At 65.9% G+C, this 17966-nt stretch carries 17 protein-coding genes; 12 read left to right on the forward strand and 5 right to left on the reverse strand.

What is annotated here, in order from left to right; genetic code table 11:
* Window positions 1-13: 13 nt before the first annotated feature.
* Together ACFWAY_RS42815 and ACFWAY_RS42820 are read right to left on the reverse strand one after the other, a co-directional pair.
* Window positions 14-1450, reverse strand: a complete 1437-nt coding sequence (locus ACFWAY_RS42815; protein WP_378453900.1) for an aldehyde dehydrogenase — start codon at window positions 1448-1450, stop codon at window positions 14-16.
* Window positions 1451-1578: 128 nt separating this feature from the next.
* The gene (locus ACFWAY_RS42820; RefSeq protein WP_378514773.1) at window positions 1579-2562 is read right to left on the reverse strand and encodes a TIGR03857 family LLM class F420-dependent oxidoreductase; all 984 of its coding nucleotides are present in this window, start codon (window positions 2560-2562) and stop codon (window positions 1579-1581) included.
* Window positions 2563-2781: 219 nt separating this feature from the next.
* Here ACFWAY_RS42820 and ACFWAY_RS42825 point away from each other — a divergent pair, with 219 nt between their 5' ends.
* The 5 genes from ACFWAY_RS42825 to ACFWAY_RS42845 all read left to right on the forward strand — a co-directional run bounded on the left by ACFWAY_RS42825 (window position 2782) and on the right by ACFWAY_RS42845 (window position 7142).
* Window positions 2782-3897, forward strand: coding sequence for a phosphotransferase family protein (locus ACFWAY_RS42825; RefSeq protein WP_378514765.1), 1116 nt, complete (start codon window positions 2782-2784; stop codon window positions 3895-3897).
* Entirely contained in the window at window positions 3894-4343 is a 450-nt protein-coding gene (locus ACFWAY_RS42830) for a MaoC family dehydratase N-terminal domain-containing protein (protein ID WP_378453898.1), read from the forward strand. Before ACFWAY_RS42825 ends, ACFWAY_RS42830 begins: the two co-directional genes overlap by 4 nt.
* Entirely contained in the window at window positions 4340-4762 is a 423-nt protein-coding gene (locus ACFWAY_RS42835) for a MaoC/PaaZ C-terminal domain-containing protein (protein ID WP_378514766.1), read from the forward strand. Before ACFWAY_RS42830 ends, ACFWAY_RS42835 begins: the two co-directional genes overlap by 4 nt.
* A 66-nt stretch (window positions 4763-4828) precedes the next feature.
* Complete coding sequence (locus ACFWAY_RS42840) at window positions 4829-6157, forward strand: TetR/AcrR family transcriptional regulator (RefSeq protein WP_378453896.1); 1329 nt, start codon at window positions 4829-4831, stop codon at window positions 6155-6157.
* 214 nt (window positions 6158-6371) lie between these two features.
* Window positions 6372-7142: an SDR family NAD(P)-dependent oxidoreductase gene (locus tag ACFWAY_RS42845; protein ID WP_378453895.1), complete on the forward strand. Its 771-nt coding sequence runs from the start codon at window positions 6372-6374 to the stop codon at window positions 7140-7142.
* Between the two features lie 133 nt (window positions 7143-7275).
* On the opposite strand, the gene ACFWAY_RS42850 is transcribed toward ACFWAY_RS42845, so the two are convergent.
* The 3 genes from ACFWAY_RS42850 to ACFWAY_RS42860 are packed head-to-tail and all read right to left on the reverse strand — an operon-like array spanning window position 7276 to window position 11523.
* Window positions 7276-8139, reverse strand: a complete 864-nt coding sequence (locus tag ACFWAY_RS42850; RefSeq protein WP_378514767.1) for a patatin-like phospholipase family protein — start codon at window positions 8137-8139, stop codon at window positions 7276-7278.
* A 19-nt stretch (window positions 8140-8158) separates the two neighbouring features.
* Window positions 8159-9343: a CaiB/BaiF CoA transferase family protein gene (locus ACFWAY_RS42855; protein WP_378514768.1), complete on the reverse strand. Its 1185-nt coding sequence runs from the start codon at window positions 9341-9343 to the stop codon at window positions 8159-8161.
* A gap of 26 nt (window positions 9344-9369) precedes the next feature.
* Entirely contained in the window at window positions 9370-11523 is a 2154-nt protein-coding gene (locus ACFWAY_RS42860) for an acyl-CoA dehydrogenase (protein WP_378514769.1), read from the reverse strand.
* Between the two features lie 304 nt (window positions 11524-11827).
* Between ACFWAY_RS42860 and fdxA the strand changes: the two genes are divergently transcribed.
* From fdxA to ACFWAY_RS42895, 7 genes are read left to right on the forward strand one after another with little or no spacing between them, the layout of a single operon-like run.
* Window positions 11828-12151 carry a ferredoxin gene (gene fdxA, locus ACFWAY_RS42865; RefSeq protein WP_378453891.1) on the forward strand — a complete coding sequence of 108 codons (324 nt, stop codon included), beginning with the start codon at window positions 11828-11830 and terminating at the stop codon, window positions 12149-12151.
* Between the two features lie 36 nt (window positions 12152-12187).
* Window positions 12188-13720, forward strand: coding sequence for a class I adenylate-forming enzyme family protein (locus tag ACFWAY_RS42870; protein WP_378514770.1), 1533 nt, complete (start codon window positions 12188-12190; stop codon window positions 13718-13720).
* A gap of 58 nt (window positions 13721-13778) precedes the next feature.
* A complete protein-coding gene (locus ACFWAY_RS42875; RefSeq protein WP_378453889.1) occupies window positions 13779-14084 on the forward strand; it encodes a hypothetical protein in 306 nt (101 codons plus the stop codon).
* A gap of 46 nt (window positions 14085-14130) precedes the next feature.
* Complete coding sequence (locus ACFWAY_RS42880; protein ID WP_378514771.1) at window positions 14131-15228, forward strand: CaiB/BaiF CoA transferase family protein; 1098 nt, start codon at window positions 14131-14133, stop codon at window positions 15226-15228.
* Window positions 15229-15252: 24 nt separating this feature from the next.
* Window positions 15253-16320 (forward strand): CaiB/BaiF CoA transferase family protein, encoded by a 1068-nt coding sequence (locus ACFWAY_RS42885; protein ID WP_378514774.1) that lies wholly within the window; start codon window positions 15253-15255, stop codon window positions 16318-16320.
* Window positions 16321-16363: 43 nt separating this feature from the next.
* Window positions 16364-17179, forward strand: a complete 816-nt coding sequence (locus ACFWAY_RS42890) for a crotonase/enoyl-CoA hydratase family protein (RefSeq protein WP_378514772.1) — start codon at window positions 16364-16366, stop codon at window positions 17177-17179.
* 5 nt (window positions 17180-17184) lie between these two features.
* Window positions 17185-17877 (forward strand): SDR family NAD(P)-dependent oxidoreductase, encoded by a 693-nt coding sequence (locus ACFWAY_RS42895; protein ID WP_378453886.1) that lies wholly within the window; start codon window positions 17185-17187, stop codon window positions 17875-17877.
* Window positions 17878-17966 lie beyond the last annotated feature (89 nt).

Genomic DNA, 17966 nt, shown 5'->3' on the forward strand with positions numbered 1-17966 from the left:
AGTGTCCTGGGGGTCAGAGAATGATCGACTGCGGCTCGAGGTATCCGGCGATACCTTCCGGACCACCTTCTCTGCCGACACCCGACTGCTTGAAACCGCCGAAGGGGCTGCCGAAGTCGAGTGGTGCGGGTGAGTTGACCGATACCGATCCCACGCGAAGTCGAGCGGCCACGCGCGCCGCTCGCGCGGCGTCCGCGGACCATACCGCCCCTGCGAGTCCGTAGTCGGAGTCGTTGGCGAGAGCCACAGCCTCGTCCTCTCCCTCGTACGGGATCAGTACGCAGACGGGCCCGAAGAGTTCTTCGCGCGCAATGGCCATGTCGTTGTGGACATCCGCGAGCACCGTGGGCGCCACATACCAACCGGTGTCGAGACCGTGGGGACGGGAGCCGCCGGCGACCACCCGCGCCCCGTCCTGCACTGCGCGCTGGATGTGGGCTTCGATCCGTTCGCGCGCGGCACCGTTGATCACCGGCCCGACGTCGGTCGAACGATCCGCCGGGTCCCCGACCGTCAGCGCGGCGACGGCGGCGGCGATCGCGTCGACGCACTCCTCGTAGCGACTGCGCGGCAGAAGGATACGGGTCTGCGCGGCGCAGACCTGACCATTGTTCGCCATGACCCCGGTGACGAGACCCGACACGACCTTCTGGTCGAGAACAACGTCGTCCAGGACGACGGCAGCGGACTTTCCGCCGAGCTCGAGGCCACACCGGCGAATGTCTGCCGCGCAGACGGCGCCGATGCGTTTGCCTGCCGCCGTCGAACCGGTGAAACTCACCTTGTCGACACCGGGATGTGACACCAGAGCCTCGCCCGTCTGCACGTCACCGGACACGATGTTGATCACTCCCGCCGGAATCCCGGCGGCCTCCACTGCCGCCGTCAGCTTCGACAATGCGAGCGGAGCCTCGGGCGACGGCTTGAGCACCAGCGTGCAACCGGCGGCGAGTGCGGGGGCCAGCTTCAGGAAGGCGGTGAACAGCGGCGCGTTCCACGGCAGAATCGCACCGACGACACCGACCGGGAGCTGCCGCACCAGGACTTCTCCGCCGATCACCGACGTCCGACGGTCCTCGAAACGGTATTCGGGCGTTATCTTCTCGAAGGTGCGAAGAACTCCGAGCGCGGTTCCGATCTGCCCGAAGGACGCCCACTTCCGAGGTGAGCCCACTTCGGCAGAGACCACGTCGGCGTAATCCCGGGACTGCGCCTCGATCGCATCGGCCAGCCGGCCGATCGCGGCTGCCCGCTCGGCGGCGGTCGTCGTGGCCCACGGACCGCGCTCGAGCGCATCACGGGCCGCGGCAATCGCCGCTCCGACCTCTTCGGCGGTGGCGGCGGTGACGTGCCCGAGCACCTCGCCCGAGGCGGGCGAGGTCACCGCTATTCGTGCGCCTGCGCTCGGAGACCATTTCCCGGAGACGTAGATGCCCTCGTAGTTGTGCACTGGTTCCCTCTCGTCCGGAGATCGCCCTCTGTGGCGATCGACGCGCCCCGCACCGAGGTACGTAAACCTCAGGTAGCGCGTATGCACATCGAATTCTGGCAGTAATGTCACATTAGGGCAAGGTCGATTCAGGCGCGGTCCACGACGTCGCCCAATTGATCCGGCGTGCTGCCGTGCAAAACCAACTCGTCGGCGCCCGCCTCGCGATACCTGTCGAACATCGACCGGCACTCACTCGGCGAACCGAGCGCTGCAGCACCCCGAATCCATTCAGCGGGCAGAGACCGCGCCGCTTCCGTCAGCTGCGCGCGGGTGCGGACCGAATCCGCCACTCCCTTCACACCGGCGAGCTGCGGGTGGGCGCGGAGTGCCGCCAGCAGGTCAGGGTCCCAACCGTTCACCTTCGCGAGCTGCTCCCCGAATGTCGGGATCTGGTAGTAGGTGACGGCACGCCCGCCGACGACCGCAGCTTCCTCGTCCGCATCCAGGCCGGATGCGACCACCACCGTCGCGTAGATCCGCACGGACTCCGGGTCACGGTCGGAGTCGACAGCGGCCGCCCTGACTGCCACTGCCGACCGCCGGACGGCATCGGGTGTGAGGAAGGGATGCAGCAGAACTCCGTCGAAGTGACGACCGGCGAGCTCGAGCCCCTTCGGGCCGATCGCAGCAAAGACGAGCGGAGGAACAGGCTGGTCAGGGATGTCATTGAGGCGAAGAGCGGGGTAGACGCCCGCAGGTCCGTCGTAGGTCACCTTCTCGCCGCGGCACAGACGGCGGAAGATGTCGGCGGCGTCGACCAGGGACCGATTCGTGGATTTGGGGAGTCCGACAGCGCTCCACATCCGGTCGACCGAACGGCCGACTCCGATCACGATCCGGCCGTCGGAGAGACCCTGTGCCGTCATCGCCAGCGAGGCCAGCATCGCGGGATGCCGAGACTGCAGATGGGTGACGCCGGCCGCGATCTTGATCGTGCTCGTGACCTGACTGAACGCTCCGGCAAGCACGCCGAAGTCCTTGGTTCCCCACCGCTCGCTCAGCCACAGCGTGTCCAGGCCGAGCCGTTCGGCTTCGACCGCCTGGGCGATGGCGGGCCGGGGGTCGGGCACCCGGCCGGGGAGGGCATACGCACCGAGACCGAGCCGATTCCGGACCGCTACGGGGGCCGTGCCGGGCCTGGGGGTGGATTTCTCATCATTCATGCGCCTATTCTGACAGTATTGGTCATATAAAGAAATGGTCGTGAACGACGGATCAGCCGTCGTGCCGGATCTCCCCGGCACGACAACCGGCACGACGACTCGAAGTAGAAGCACGGAGGGACCCACGTGGCCTACACGGCGACAAGAGGCGAACTGGAGGGCGCCGTGCGCGACGTCCTCACGCGATGGCTGCCTGCGCGACTGGTTCCCGAGACGCACAGGGACTTCGACATATCGGAGTTCTCCGCTCCCGACGCGGGATATTCCGGCAAGACGGTGTTCTTCACTGCATCCTGGTCGGATATCCACGGCGTCCGCCGACGTGCCGACCTCGTGCTGCGCATGCAGGCGTCGAACCACCAGTTGTTCGTGGAGCCCGACGCCGTCCGGCAGGCGGAAGTGATGCACCGACTCGGTCGCCACCCCGGCGTCAACACCCCGGACATCGTCCTGATCGAACCGGACGCGAGCGTTCTCGGCGCGCCCTTCTACCTCATGACGAGGGTGCACGGCCGCACTCCCTCCGACGTCCCCAGCTGGCACAAGCGGGGCTGGACGGTGGAACTCACCGAATTGGAACGGGAAACGCTCTGCGACAACGCGATCAGAGCACTCGTCGCCGTGCACGGGATAGCTGACGAGAGCGATCTCGCATACCTCCGGAACGGTTCCGACCATTCGGGGAGCACGGCACTTCACCGCTATCTCGACCGCCTTCGCCAATGGTACGAATGGTGCCGCGGCGATCTGGTCGTGGGCTCGGACGTCCTCGCGGAAGCACTCGCCGAGCTACTCGACCACGCGCCAGAAACTGACGCCGAGGTACCGGTCTGGGGTGACGCACGCGTCGGGAACATGTCCTTCGCCGACGACCTCTCCGTTGCCGCACTGTTCGACTGGGAGACGGCCACCACCGGGCCACCCGACATCGACCTGGGCTGGTGGCTGATGTTCGAGCGCTACCTGTGCGAGTCTCTGGGCTTCACCCGGCTGCCGGGAGTACCCGACGACGACGAGATCGTTCGTCGCTACGTGGAGTTCGGCGGGCGGCCCACCGGGGACATCACCTACTACACGATGCTCGCCGCGTTCGTGCTGGCACTGATCACGAACCGACTGGCGCTGCTCCTCGCTCGCGACGGCCTGGACGAAGCCACGGCACGAACCTATCCGACTACCGCTGTCGAGCTCACTCGGCAGTATCTCGCCGACCACATCGCCAGAAGGAGCACGACATCATGACGATCCCGTCGACCGAACCCGCGCCGAAGGGCGCTGTCAGCGAGGAGTGGGAGGTGTTCATCGAGCGTGGCAAGATTCGCGAGTTCGCCGCCGCCATGCAATCGGACAATCCCGACTACGACGGCGCCGACGCGATCGTCCCGCCGACCTTTCTCATCACAGCGGCGCAATGGGCGCCGCCGGGAGTGCGGCTGACACTGGGGTTCGAGCGCAAGCGCCTCCTGCACGGCGAGCAGGAGTACATCTTCCACCGTGCGCTCCCCACCGCCGGGGATCGACTACTTGCCAGGGAACGGGTGATCGACCGATTCGAGAAGCCCGGCAAGAAGGGCGGTCTGATGCGGTTCGCCGTAATCGCGACTGAATTCCACTCCCCTGAAGGCGAACTGATCGCCGAAGCGCGCGGAACTTTCATCGAAACCGCTGCCAAAGAAGGTGCCAAATGACGACGACAGCTCCGCTCGTGGCCGGCGCGAAGGCCGAACCGCGACAGTTCGGCCCGCTCTCCACCCAGATGTTCGTGCGGTACTCCGGCGCGTCGGGAGATCTCAACCCGATGCACTACGACGACGTGCTGGCTCGCGCCGCGGGAAACCCGTCCGTGTTCTCCCAGGGAATGCACCAGAGTGCTTTGCTGGCAACCTTCGCCACCGACTGGCTGGGTGCCCGAAATGTCCGGCGATTCGGTGTCCGATTCCGCGAGCAGGTGTGGCCAGGGGATATTTTGACCTGCACCGGAGAGATCACGGGCATCGACACGGCGCCCGACGGGACGAAAATCGCCACCGTCGTCCTGACCTGCACCCGCCAGACGGGCGGAATCGCCATCAGTGGTACCGCGGAATTCGGAGTTACCGATGCGTAGTAATTCCGCCCACTCACCTGTCCTCGTCCTCGCAATCTGCCTCGCCTCCCCATAGACTGTCCACTGATGTCAGAAAATTCGATCACCCGCCGAGCAAGTTACGGCCCGTCGAGCCCCGAAGTGGGCAGTCGGGGCGCAAGCACGCGCAACAAGATCGTGGAAGTGTCACTGGATCTCTTCGCCGAGGTCGGCTTCTTCAACACCTCGGTGGAGGCGATCGCGAAAGCCGCGGACATTTCCCGGGCCACGCTCTACCAGTACTTCCCCGGCAAGGACGAGATCTTCCTCGAACTCCTCGAAGAGTGCGGCCGTGCGCTGTTCCGCGTCGCGCGCCGCATCGGGCCCCTGGGCCCCACCGAGGTGGGGTTCGACAACCTCAACTGGTGGCTGGGCGAGTGGAGCTGGGTCTTCGACAAGTATTCGACGATGTTCGTGCAGTGGACGCAGGTCGCCGCGTCCGATACCGCCGTGCGGCCGGAGATCACACGGTTCATCGAGGGCTACAACAAGCGGATCTCCGAACGCCTGGCCACATCGGGAATCGAGGGCATCGATCCTGACGCGGGTGCCGTGATGATGACCGCAATCGTCCACCGGATGAACCTCTTCATCCACACCGGACGGGCCTACGGTCGCGACACCCAGTCCGTCGTCGACGCCGTGTCCGTCTTCATTCAGTTGGTGCTCTTCCCCGAAACCCCACCCGAGGTCCTGAACAGCCTCTCGTTGCGCGCGTCGGGCACCGGCTCCATCGACATGCCCGAGCCCCCGAACACCCAGGGTCTGTCCACCCAGGACCGCGTGGCGGGTCTCAGCAAGCGAGCGGTGAAGACCGTCGAGACTCTGGTCGAAGCAGGTGCAATCCAGTTCCGCGAAAAGGGGTACCACCGCACGAGCGTCGACGACATCGTCGAGCAGGCCGGATTCGCGCGCGGAACGTTCTACAAGTACTTCAGCGAGAAGCAGGATCTGCTCGTGGCACTGAGTGTGGAGGCCACGGCGTGCGCGATCGAACAGGCCGAGCGGGTCCGGAAGATCGATCCGATGGCAGAGGATGAAACCGAGTTGCGAGAATGGCTGGTGGGGTTTTCGCAGTACGTCACTCGTTACGCAGGATCGATCGACGTCTGGTCCGAGCGGAACAGTGGGAACGACATGGTAGTGGACCTGGGCACCTACGGGCAGGCACGCATGGACGACGCCCTCCTGGCGGTGGTGACGAGCCGCAAGCGCGACTACCCGTTCGACCCGGTCATGGCGGCCTTGATCTTCCGTGCCCTCGTCGGCCGGGTGCCGCAGGCGTCGCAGGAGCTTCCCGAGCCGCTGCCGCAGGACGACTTCGTGTCGCTGCTCGTGGCGTGCATCAAGCGCGGATTCTTCAGTCACGCCACCTGACAATCATCTGACCGTCGATCGACAGTCGAGCCCTACCGCATGGCGCGGCAGGGCTCGAACTGTCTATGCACCATCCACTTTCGCACTCGCAAGTGGGATCGGACATCTACTCCCTCCACGCTATTGAACTTTTCTGACAATTGTGTCATTTTTGATTGAGTGCACCAGTCAACGGCTCGCGGCTCGTTTCGTGGCCAGGAGAGGAACAACGAAGATGGACATCAGCAACGCGTCCGCGCTCGTCACGGGCGGAGCGGGAGGCCTCGGAGAGGCCACCGTACGTCAGCTCGCCGCTGCCGGAACCTCGGTGATCGTCGCCGACCTCAACGACGAGCGCGGTAAGGCACTGGAAGCCGAACTCGGCGAGAAGGTCCGCTACGTCAGCACCGACGTACTCGATGAAGCCAGCGTCGTCGCAGCCCTCGCGGCGGCAAACGAGCTCGCTCCGCTCCGCATCGTCGTCAACGCTCACGGGGGCGGCGCCGGGGCCTCACGCGTGGTCGGACGGGACGGCGAGCCCGCCTCGTTCGAGCAGTTCCAGTGGTACGTCAACCTTTTCCTCAACGGCACGTTCAACGTGCTTCGCCTGGGCGCGGCAGCCATGGCCAAGAACGAGGCCGACGAGAACGGCAGCCGTGGGGTCATCGTCAACACCGCGAGCATTGCGGCATTCGAGGGCCAGATCGGACAGACCGCCTACTCCGCCGCCAAGGGCGGCGTAGTGGGCCTGACCCTTCCTGCCGCTCGCGACCTCACCAAGTTCGGCATCCGAGTGATGGCCATCGCGCCTGGCACCTTCTTCACACCCGCGTTCAAGATGGAGCGCGAAGAGGCCGAGAAGTTCTGGGGTTCGAATGTTCCGTTCCCGAACCGCATGGGCAGCCCATCCGAGTACGCCGGCCTCGTGCAGCACATCGCCGAGAACGACTACCTCAACGGCGAGGTCATCCGGATCGACGGTGCACTGCGTTTCCAGCCGAAGTAGACACCGGCGACGACGCAAGGCCACTCAGCCGGACCCGTCGAACGCCGCGACCCGCCATGGGCTCGACACCGTAACGAGTGTCGTGCCCATGGCGGGTTTCTTTGTGGTCGTCTGCGCTTCAGGGGCGTCCCCGTCAGGGAACGACGCCGAGGAACTCGCCAAGCTGCGCAGCTGCTCGCCGGCCCTGATCGCGCCCCGCGAGTGCAGCCGGAGCTCGTGTCGAGGGTGCCAACGGGTTCGTCCCGAAAGCCCTGACCGCGGCAGCGTCGGCAAAGACGGGCAGCACGTCGGAACCGGACATCGACGTGATCTCGGTGAGCAGACTCCCTCCGAGCAGATAGGGACCGGGCTCGGGTGCCGGAGCAAGGATTACGACACGCCCGTACTCCCCCGCCAAGAACGCATTGGCGGTACTTTCCACACCACCGTCCATGAACTTGCGTCCGCCGATCGTCACCGTCGGCCAGATTCCCGGAACCGCACAGCTCGCGGCCACGGCGTCGACAAGCGAGACACCGTGACCATGCTGGAAGACGACGAGCTCACCGGTCAACGCGTCGATTGCGGTGATACTCAGCGCCTGCTCCGGCCATTCGTCCGATGGGAGCCGAGACTCGATGACCGCCCTGCGCGTTTCCTCACTTACTGTGGGGGCCCGGAGCGCCGACGCGCCGATGCGGCGTAACCGTTCTCGCGGCGAGGCGTTCTCGTCGCCGAGTCCCTCCGCAAAGACCGCCATCAGCTGCTCGAGGTCGACACCGGGATCGATCTCGGTGGTCTCCGCCACGAGTTGCGTGTGGAACAGGTCGCTCAGACCGACACCACTCGAGATCTGAGCCGCGACGGTGGCACCGGCCGAGGTGCCGACGAGATGTGTGGAATCGAGAAGCGCCCGAGCCACGTGCTCCGACTCGTCCTGCACTCCGAGGAGGAAGCCCAGTTCCCACGCGATACCTGCGACTCCTCCGCCCGCCAACACCAACGCCAGATCTTCCACGTGACAACTCCCTCTTCCGTCAGATGATCGCCTTCGACCTCAGCTGTGCGATGTCGGTGCCGGAACGTCCGAGACCAGTGAGGATCGCGGCCGAGTGCTCTCCGACCGCGGGGACGGGATCCATCCGTGGTTCGACGCCCGTGAAGGACGCCGGCGGCACGAGTGCCTGGATAGTCCCGTGCGGCGTCGCGACATCTCGCCATCGCTTGCGCTCGGAGAGTACCGGGTGGGCCCACAGTTCGCTGACCGTGTTCATCCGCGCGTTCGCGATCGACGCTTTCTCCAGTTGCCCGGCGAGTTGGTCTGCGGTGAAACCCTCGATGGCCTCGGTGATGATCTGCTCCAATACCTCTCGGTTGGCCACTCGGTCGGGATTGGTGGCGAACCGAGAGTCCGTGACGAGGTCGGGCTGTGCGAGTATCTCGATGCACAGCCGCTCCCATTCACGTTGATTCTGGATCGCGAGGAGCACCCGCTCTCCGTCACCTGCGGTGAACGGCCCGTACGGTGCGATCGTCGCGTGCCGAGCACCGGTGCGCAGGGGACTCTCGCCGCCGTACTGCGCGTAGTACGCCGGTGAACCCATCCACTCGGCCAGCGCGTCGAACAGAGACACACTGACCGAACGCACTCGGCCCGACACCGCCCGGGTGTACAGGGAGGCAAGGATTCCCGAGTAGGCGAAACTTCCGGCTGCGATGTCGGCGACCGAGATTCCGGCCTTCGCGACCTCGTCCGGCGACCCGGTGATGGACAGCAGCCCTGCCTCCGCCTGGACCAGGAGGTCGTAGGCCTTGCGCGTACCCCACGGTCCGTCGGCACCGTAACCGGAGATGTCGCAGACGATCAGCGTCGGGAAGCGGGCGGCGAGATCCTCCGCGCCCAGGCCCATGCGGTCAGTGGCTCCCGGTCCCAGGTTCTGCACGAGGACATCTGCCGTCGTGAGAAGCTCGAACAGGATTTCCCTGCCTTCGTCGGCCTTGAGATCGAGTGACAGAGATTCCTTGGACCGGTTGAGCCAGACGAAGTAACTCGACTGCCCGTGAACCGAAACGTCGTAGCCGCGGGCGAAATCCCCGTCGCCAGGTCGCTCGACCTTGATGACGCGGGCTCCCAAATCTGCCAGTTGACGCGTCGCGAACGGTGCCGCGACAGCCTGTTCCAGACTGACCACGGTGACACCCGCGAGGGGAAGGTCATTCACGTGCAATTCCTTTCGTCTGTCATCACTCAGCGGACCAGCGGATCGCGCGGTAGCCCCAGGATCCGTTCGGCGATGGTGTTGCGCATGATTTCCGACGTTCCACCCGCGATCGTCAGGCAACGGGTGAAGAGGTAGGGGTAGGAGACGTCCGGAACCTCACCCATCACCGCCGCTGGACCGGCCAGAGTGATGCCGAGGTTGGTGATGCGCTGGGAGTGTTCGGCTTTCACGAGTTTGGTGACGTTGGCCTCGGGACCGGGACCGGCCCCCACGATCGCCCGTGCGGCCTGGCGGAGGTTGAGCAGACGCAAGGTGTGCTCCTCCGCGAGGATCTCCCCCACCTCGTGCTCCGCGCCTTCCCTGGCACCCGGAGAGCCGTCGAGCAGCTTCACCAATTCCTTCCCGGTGAACGCGATGGAACCACTACCGCCACCGATGGAGACGCGTTCGTTGCCGAGCGTCGCCCGGGCCACCTTCCAGCCCTCTCCCTCGCCACCGACCACGTCCGTGTCCGGCACGAAGACGTCGTCGAAGAACACCTCGTTGAACAGCGCGTCCCCGGTGATCTCCCGCAGCGGACGGATCTCGACTCCTGGTGAGTCCAGCCGGATCGCCATCATCGTCACGCCGGCGTGCTTCGAGGCCTGCGGATCCGTCCGGACCGTGGCCAGACCCCACTCGCAACCGAGCGCGGCACTCGTCCACACCTTCTGTCCCGTGACACGCCACCCCCCGTCGATGCGTTTGCCCGCCGTGCGAACCGCAGCCGCGTCGGACCCCGCACCCGGCTCGCTGAACAACTGGCACCAGTTGGTCTGCCCACGGAGGACGGGATCGATCCACCGGCTCTTCTGCTCGTCCGTCCCGACCTGAGAGATCGTGAGGTTGACCCAGCCGGTGATTCCGAGATCGGGCAGATCGATCCCCGCGAACTCCTCCTCGATCACCAGCTGCTCCACGACTCCGGCTTCCCGGCCCCAGGGCTTCCGCCAGTGCGGAACGAGGTAGCCGCTGTCCACCAGATAGTCACGCTGCTCCGACTCGGGCAGCACCTTGTAGTGCCGCACCGCAGCACCGGCCTGCTCACGGAACGCCTGCGCTTCCTCCGGCAGTCCGAACGACGCACCGTGCGCTTCCCCGGCGCGGAAGGCCTCGACGACGTCGACCAGCGGGTCTCGCCCGTCCGCCAATACAGCCGCCACAGTGTCCGCTCGACGCAGGTACAGGTGCGCGTCGTGCTCCCAGGTGAAGCCGATACCACCGTGCAGCTGGATGTTGAGCCGGGCCGCTTTCACCTGCGCCCGGGCGGCGTGTGAGGCCGCGACCGCGGCGGCGAACCAGGCGCTCTCGACGTCTCCGGCCCGTGCCGCGTCCCAGGTGGCGGCCACGGTCATCTCAATGTCGATCAGCATGTTCGCGCAATGATGCTTCACTGCCTGAAAGGTGCCGACTGGTCGCCCGAACTGCTCGCGGGTCTTCACGTAATCGGTGGCGGTCTCGAGGCAGGCCATCGCGCTTCCCACGGCCTCGGCGGCGGCGAGGATGCGGAAGTACGTGACGGCGGCGCGCGCTGCGCCCTTCAGGATGCGCTCGGCGGGAATCGCAGCGCCGTCGACCGTGACGTTGCCGATCGTCCGGGTCGTGTCCAATCCCGCTCGCGTCGACACCGACACACCGGCCTCGCCGGGTTCGACCACCACGAGGTCGTCTCCCGCGACCAGCACGAGCACAGCGGCCTGGGGCGCGCCGATTACCGCGCGACTCTCGCCGGTGAGGCCACCGTCCGAATCGAGGGTCAACCCCGGCGACAGGCCGACGGCGCCGATCACCGAACCGTCGGCCAGTCCCGGAAGCCACCGAGCCTGAACCGATTCGGGTGCGCTGTGTGCCAGGATCGCCGAGGCCGTCACCGTCGGAAGGAACGGCGCCGGGGCCAGTTCGTGTCCGAGGGCCTCCAGTACCACCGTCAGTTCGGGGAGACCGAAGCCCGACCCCCCGTGTTCTTCGGGCAGGTGCAGTCCGAACCAGCCGAGCCCTGCGGTCGCGGACCAGAACGCGGGAAGTTCCGCACCGGTGCCATCGAGAGTCTGACGTGCGGCCTCCCGCACGTTCCCCCGCGCGAGATGGGACGCGGCCACGTCGGCCAGTTCCTTGTGTTCTTCCGAGATCGCCAAGGCCATGGCGGAGTACCTTTCGATTGAGCGGAACGGCATCACAGCCGCGTCGGAGCTGCAGGATCTCAATATGACCTGAGCTGTCAGATATTAGAGTATCCAATGATGCCGCCGCGCAACAGAGCCGATCGCGAATAGCCGATTCTTCCCGTCGACATTGTGCGGATAGCGCACATATCGCCACGTCGAGCCGTGCATCGAGCCGACTCGGGACCGACTTCAATATTTCATAGACAAGATGTCAGAAGATGGCATATGGTTCTGGACAAGTTGAGTTAGGTCATCGTCAGAGCTAGGAGTCCGACCCGCCGTGCCGTACGTAATTGCCGAACCCTGCGTCGATGTACTGGACAAAGCCTGCATCGAAGAATGCCCCGTCGACTGCATCTACGAGGGCGGACGGATGATGTACATCCATCCCGACGAGTGCGTCGACTGCGGAGCCTGTGAACCCGTTTGCCCCGTCGAGGCCATCTTCTTCGACGACGACCTGCCTGATCAATGGTCCGGATACGTCAGTTCCAACGCGGACTTCTTCGACGAACTCGGCTCTCCCGGCAGTGCCGCGAAGACCGGGCGAACCGAGCACGATCCCCCTTCGATCGCGGCCCTGCCGGCCAAGGACCCCCACTGACGGCTCCCTCGACACTCACCTGATCGGAAGACAACCATGAGCATTTCGCTGATCCTGGAGATGGCGATCTCCGGTAACCCGGACCGCACCGCGATCACCGTCGGTGACAGTTCGCTCACCTACCAGGAGTTCGGCCGGCTCGTCGCGGGCGCGGGAAGCGCCGTGATCGAGTCGGGAGCGCGCAACGTCGTGTTCCTCGGGGGCTCCGGACTCGAACTTCCCGCCCTTCTCTTCGCCTCCGCCTACGCCGGTGTCCCGTTCACACCCGTCAACTACCGACTCGGTGCAGCACAGTTGCAGCAGTTGATCGCGAGAGTCGACGACGCACTCGTCGTCGTCGACCCGGTTTATCTCGCACCGGTCGCGAACGCCGACGCCACCCTCGTCGTCAGCACCGACGACTTCTTCGCCCGCGCCGAGGAGCTGGCATCGGATCCGGTAGCGGCCGCCGACATCGAACCGGACGCACCGGCGATCGTGTTGTTCACGAGCGGTACCACCTCCGCCCCGAAGGGCGTCGTGCTCCGGCACAGCCATCTGTTGAGCTACGTGATGGGGACCGTCGAGTTCGCCTCCGCCGAGGAGACGGACGGCGCGCTCATCAGCGTTCCGCCCTACCACGTCGCAGGTATGGGCACGATTCTGACCAACTTCTACGCGGGCCGGAAAATGATCTACCTCCCGCAGTTCGACGCCGCGGACTGGGTCGAACTCGCACGCACCGCGAAGGCTACATCGGCGATGGTCGTCCCGACGATGCTCGACCGCATCGTGGATCACCTCGGTGGCAGTGATGCCGACGTCCCCACGCTGCGGTCGCTGTCCTACGGAGGTGCGCGCATGCCGCGGCCGACATTGGAAGCCGCCCTCCGCGCGTTCCCGAACGTCGGTTTCGTCAACGCCTACGGCCTCACCGAGACCAGCTCCACGATCGCCCTGCTCGGCCCGGAGGATCACCGCGCCGCACTGGAATCCGAAGACCCTGCGGTCCGCGCCCGGCTGGGTTCGATCGGCCGGCCGGTGCCCGGCATCGAGGTCGAGATCAGAGATGCCTACGACAAGCCGGTCGCACCGGGTGAAGAAGGCGAACTGTGGGTCCGCGGACCTCAGGTGTCCGGCGAATACATGGGTAGTGGTTCGGTTCTCGACGCCGACGGGTGGTTCCCCACCCGTGATCTGGCGTTCGAGGACGTCGAGGGTTTCCTCTTCGTGGTGGGCCGCAACGACGACACCATCATCCGCGGCGGCGAGAACATCGCGCCTGCGGAGATCGAGGACGTGCTGGTGGAACACCCACGGGTGCGCTCGGTGGTGGTCGTCGGCATCCCGGACGACCATTGGGGTCAAGCCATCGTCGCGACGGTGGTTCCCGAGCCCGGAGAGGTCCCCGAAGCCGAAGAGCTTCGACAGTTCGTGCGCGCCCGTCTGCGCGGTTCCCGAACTCCTGATCGGATCGTCTACCGTAGCGAACTGCCCACGACCCTGACCGGAAAGATCCTGCGCAAAGACATCGTCGCGGAGATCGTCGCGGGCGTCATGGACTGCGAACCTCAGACGTCCGCCGTCTAGTCGTCCACCTCGGCCTGAGCACACACGGGCCGAATACCACAGCAAGAGAGGGATTCCCATGTTGAAGACCGGAGCACGACTGCGCAGCCAGGTGTGTACCACCGAGGTCATCGTCGTCCGGGCCGGGAGCGGCGACGTCACCCTGACGTGCGGCGGGCAGCCGATGATCGATCCTGCCGGATCGCCTGCGGAAGGACTCACACCGGCCGGGGATCTCGCCGGGGGCACCATGATCGGCAAGCGTTACACGGACACCGCCGGTTCCGTCGAGGTTCTCGCCACCAAGAGCGGCGAGGGCAGCCTGGCGCTGGGTGACGAGGTGCTCGCACTCAAGAGCGCGAAGCCCCTTCCGTCGAGTGACTGACCGGGTCACCGACCACACTTCACACCACCTCGATCCAGGAGCAGCCGTGCCAACCGAAGACGTCGGCAGCGGTCCACTGACGGGTATCCGCGTACTGGAACTCGCCGGAATGGGACCCGGACCGCATGCTGCAATGCTTCTCGCGGACCTCGGAGCCGACGTGGTTCGAGTGCAGCGCGCCGGTGGCCTGCCGGCTCCCGATCGCACGGCGAGCCAGCAGCTGCGCGGCCGCACGATCGTCGAAGCGGACCTCAAGCACCCCGAGGACATCGAAGTGGTCCTGGGCCTGTTGGAACGCGCCGATGTCCTGATCGAAGGATTCCGACCCGGTGTGACCGAACGTCTGGGGCTCGGACCGGACGAGGCCCTCACCCGAAATCCACGCCTGATCTACGGCCGGGTCACCGGGTGGGGGCAGAGCGGACCACGCGCGTTGCAGGCCGGCCACGATCTCAACTACATCTCGGTGACCGGTTTGCTCCACGCCGTCGGCCGGAAGAACGAGCGCCCGGTTCCACCGCTGAATCTGTTCGGCGACTTCGGCGGTGGGTCGATGTTCCTCGTCGTCGGGATACTCGCCGCGCTCGTCGAACGTCAACTGTCGGGCCGGGGACAGGTGGTCGACGCGGCGATGGTCAACGGCGCCCCCGCGCTCGCCCATCTGCTGTGGTCGATGCGCGGCACCGGCCAGTGGTCGGACGACCGGGGCACCAACGTCTTCGACGGATCCGCGCCCTTCTACGACACCTACGAGTGTTCCGACGGCAAGTACGTCGCCGTCGGTGCGCTCGAGCCCCAGTTCTACGCGGAACTGGTGCGCGTTCTCGACATCGACCCGGCGACCCTCGGCCATCAGCGTGATATCGAGGGCTGGCCCCTCGTTCGAAAGCTGTTCACCGAAAAATTCGCGTCGCGCACCCGCGACGAGTGGGCAGCGCTGTTCGCCGACGTGGACGCTTGCGTCACACCGGTATTGGACTTCGACGAGGCCGCACAGGACCCGCAGATGATCGACCGGAACGTCTTCACCGACCTCGACGGTGTCCTGCAGCCCGCACCGGCACCGGCGTTCTCGCGTACCCCGACGGCCACACCGATGGCCCCCTCGCGGGTGGCGGTTCCGGCGAACACTGTGTGGAGCTGATCGAGGGTGAGCAGGAGTGGGCCCCTGATCGGACTGCGGGTGGTCGAGCTGGCGAACATCGGGCCGAGCGCGCATGCCGCGATGGTTCTCGCCGATCTCGGTGCCGACGTCGTCCGAGTCCAGCGCCCCGGACTTCTCCCTGGGGACCAATCCAGCGCCGATCACCTGCACCGCGGAAAGCGGGTCGTGGAGGTCGATCTCAAAGATTCTCGAGGAGTCGCCGACGTCCTCGCCCTCGCATCCGGTGCAGACGTCCTCGTCGAGGGCTTCCGGCCCGGCGTCGTCGAACGCCTCGGACTGGGACCGGCGGTCGTGCTCGAACACGTGCCCTCTCTGGTGTACGCCCGCGTCACCGGATGGGGTCAGGACGGCCCCCGAGCTGACAAGGCCGGACACGACATCAACTTCATCGCACCGACGGGAATCCTCCACTCGATCGGCAGGGGCCACGAGCGCCCCGTGCCACCTCTCAACGTGGTGGCCGGGTTCGCTGGCGGGTCCATGTTCATGGTCACGGGAATCCTCTCGGCCCTCTGGGAGCGACAGCGATCCGGACTCGGTCAGGTGGTCGACGTCTCCGCTGCCGAGGGGGCGGCGGTCCTGACCCAGCACGCGTGGTCGATGCGGGGGCAGGGAAGCTGGTCGGACGAACGCGGCGCGAACCTGGTCGACGGTAGCTGCCCCTTCTGGGACACCTACGTGTGCTCGGACGGCCACTACATGGCGGTCGGTGCGTTCGAACCGCAGTTCTACGACAGGCTGATCGCGGTACTGGGACTCGACCCGAACGCCCTTCCGGACCGTGACGACCGCAGTGTTTGGCCCGAGCTCCGCGTCCTGTTGGCAGCAAGGTTCACCACCCGCACCAGGGCGGAGTGGGCCGCCGCCTTCGCGGACGTGGACGCGTGCGTCACCCCCGTGTCGAGCTTCGCCGAGGCCCCCGCTGATCCTCATTTCTCCACCCGCGGGTCCTTCGTGGAGATCGACGGCGTCGTGCAACCCATGCCGGCGCCCCGCTTCTCGAGGACACCACCCTCTACACCGACCTCCCCGCCACGGGAGGCCGCGGACCTCGATCGGGTGTGGGTATGACCTGCGCCCACCGAACACATCTCCCGACTGCGAAGGACAGAGTATGACCGTCACAGAATCCACCACCTCCACCACGCCCCCGGCGCTCGTCGAAGTGCGTGGCCACACGATGTTGATCACATTGAACCGTCCGGAGGCGCGCAACGCGGTCAACGCCGACATGTGTATCCGGGTGGGCGACGCCCTCGACGAAGCGGAAGCAGACCCGAACGTCCGCGTCGTGGTGCTCACCGGCTCGGGCGACAAGGCGTTCTGCGCGGGGGCCGACCTCAAGGCGCTCGCTCGCGGTGAAAGCGTCATTCCAGCGGGCCGCGAAGCCTGGGGGCTCGCGGGCTACGTCGGCCACGCCATCAGCAAGCCGACCATCGCCGCGGTCAACGGGCCCGCGCTCGGTGGTGGAACCGAATTGGTCCTCGCGAGTGATCTCGCCGTCGCAGCCGACACGGCGACGTTCGGACTGCCCGAAGTCAAGCGGGGGCTGATCGCAGGTGCCGGCGGCGCCTTCCGTCTCCCCGCCAAGCTGCCCGCCACGGTCGCAATGGAACTTCTCCTTACCGGTGAACCGGTGACGGCCCGGCAGGCACTCGAATTTCATCTGGTCAATCGGGTCGTACCTGCCGAGCGTGTGCTGGACACGGCGCTCGCACTCGCCGAACAGATCGGGTCGAACGCCCCGTTGGCCGTGCAGGCACACAAGCGGATCGCCCTCGCACAGCGAGCGAACGGTGACCGGCCCGACGAGCAGGCCGGCTGGTCGATGACGTCCGACGAACTGCCGCGGATCGCCACGTCGGAGGATGCCAAGGAAGGACCCCGCGCATTCGCCGAGAAGCGTGCGCCGGTGTGGAAAGGGCAGTGAAGGACATGGCACGCACAGCTCTAGTGACCGGGGGAACCGGTGGCCTCGGGTCGTCGGTCACCACCCACCTCCTGATGACCGGATGGCGGGTGGTGGTCCCGTGGATCAACCGTGACGAACTCGGCCGCCTTCCCGAGCATCCCAATCTGCAGTTGGTGCGCACCGATCTCGCCGACGAGGACGACCTCGAGAACGTCGTCGCCATCGCCGGTGACGACGCGGATCGGCCCCTTTTCGGCGTCGTCAACCTCGTCGGGGGTTTCACTTCGGGGACGCGGGTGCACGAAACGCCGGTGGCGACACTCGACGCACAGCTGAACCTCAATGTCCGGACCGCGTACACGGTGACCCAGTCCGCGCTCCCGCACTTGATTCGGGGTGGTGGAGGTTCGGTAATCTGCATGTCCGCCGCTGCGACACGTCGACCGTTTTCCGGTGCGGCGTCGTACATCGCGTCGAAGGCTGCCGTGGTGGCACTCGTCGAGACTCTTGCTCTCGAGTACATCGACGACCACATCCGGGTCAACGCGCTGCTGCCGTTCGTCATAGACACTCCCGGCAACCGTTCCGCCATGCCCGACTCGAATCGTAAGGGGTGGTCGAAGCCGACGGAGATTGCGAAGGTCGTCGATTTCCTGTTGTCGGACAACGGTTCCGTGATCACCGGCGGATCGATACCGGTCACCAGCGTCGACTAGAGCGTGTCTGCTATTTACGGACACGATGATGAATGACGAGCGCAGCGAAGAGTACGCCACCGAGGTAGGTGGTGGCGTACTTGTCGTAG

This window comes from Rhodococcus sp. NPDC059968 (genome assembly GCF_042738615.1).
In the GTDB taxonomy this organism is placed as follows: Bacteria; Actinomycetota; Actinomycetes; order Mycobacteriales; family Mycobacteriaceae; genus Rhodococcus_F.

Bases quoted from the DNA above. Each gene is read 5' to 3' on its own strand.
- ACFWAY_RS42830 (WP_378453898.1), top strand. From the start codon at position 3,894: ATGACGATCCCGTCGACCGAACCCGCGCCGAAGGGCGCTGTCAGCGAG.
- ACFWAY_RS42835 (WP_378514766.1), top strand. From the start codon at position 4,340: ATGACGACGACAGCTCCGCTCGTGGCCGGCGCGAAGGCCGAACCGCGA.
- ACFWAY_RS42840 (WP_378453896.1), top strand. From the start codon at position 4,829: ATGTCAGAAAATTCGATCACCCGCCGAGCAAGTTACGGCCCGTCGAGC.
- ACFWAY_RS42845 (WP_378453895.1), top strand. From the start codon at position 6,372: ATGGACATCAGCAACGCGTCCGCGCTCGTCACGGGCGGAGCGGGAGGC.
- ACFWAY_RS42860 (WP_378514769.1), bottom strand. From the start codon at position 11,523: ATGGCCTTGGCGATCTCGGAAGAACACAAGGAACTGGCCGACGTGGCC.
- ACFWAY_RS42870 (WP_378514770.1), top strand. From the start codon at position 12,188: ATGAGCATTTCGCTGATCCTGGAGATGGCGATCTCCGGTAACCCGGAC.
- ACFWAY_RS42875 (WP_378453889.1), top strand. From the start codon at position 13,779: ATGTTGAAGACCGGAGCACGACTGCGCAGCCAGGTGTGTACCACCGAG.
- ACFWAY_RS42890 (WP_378514772.1), top strand. From the start codon at position 16,364: ATGACCGTCACAGAATCCACCACCTCCACCACGCCCCCGGCGCTCGTC.
- ACFWAY_RS42895 (WP_378453886.1), top strand. From the start codon at position 17,185: ATGGCACGCACAGCTCTAGTGACCGGGGGAACCGGTGGCCTCGGGTCG.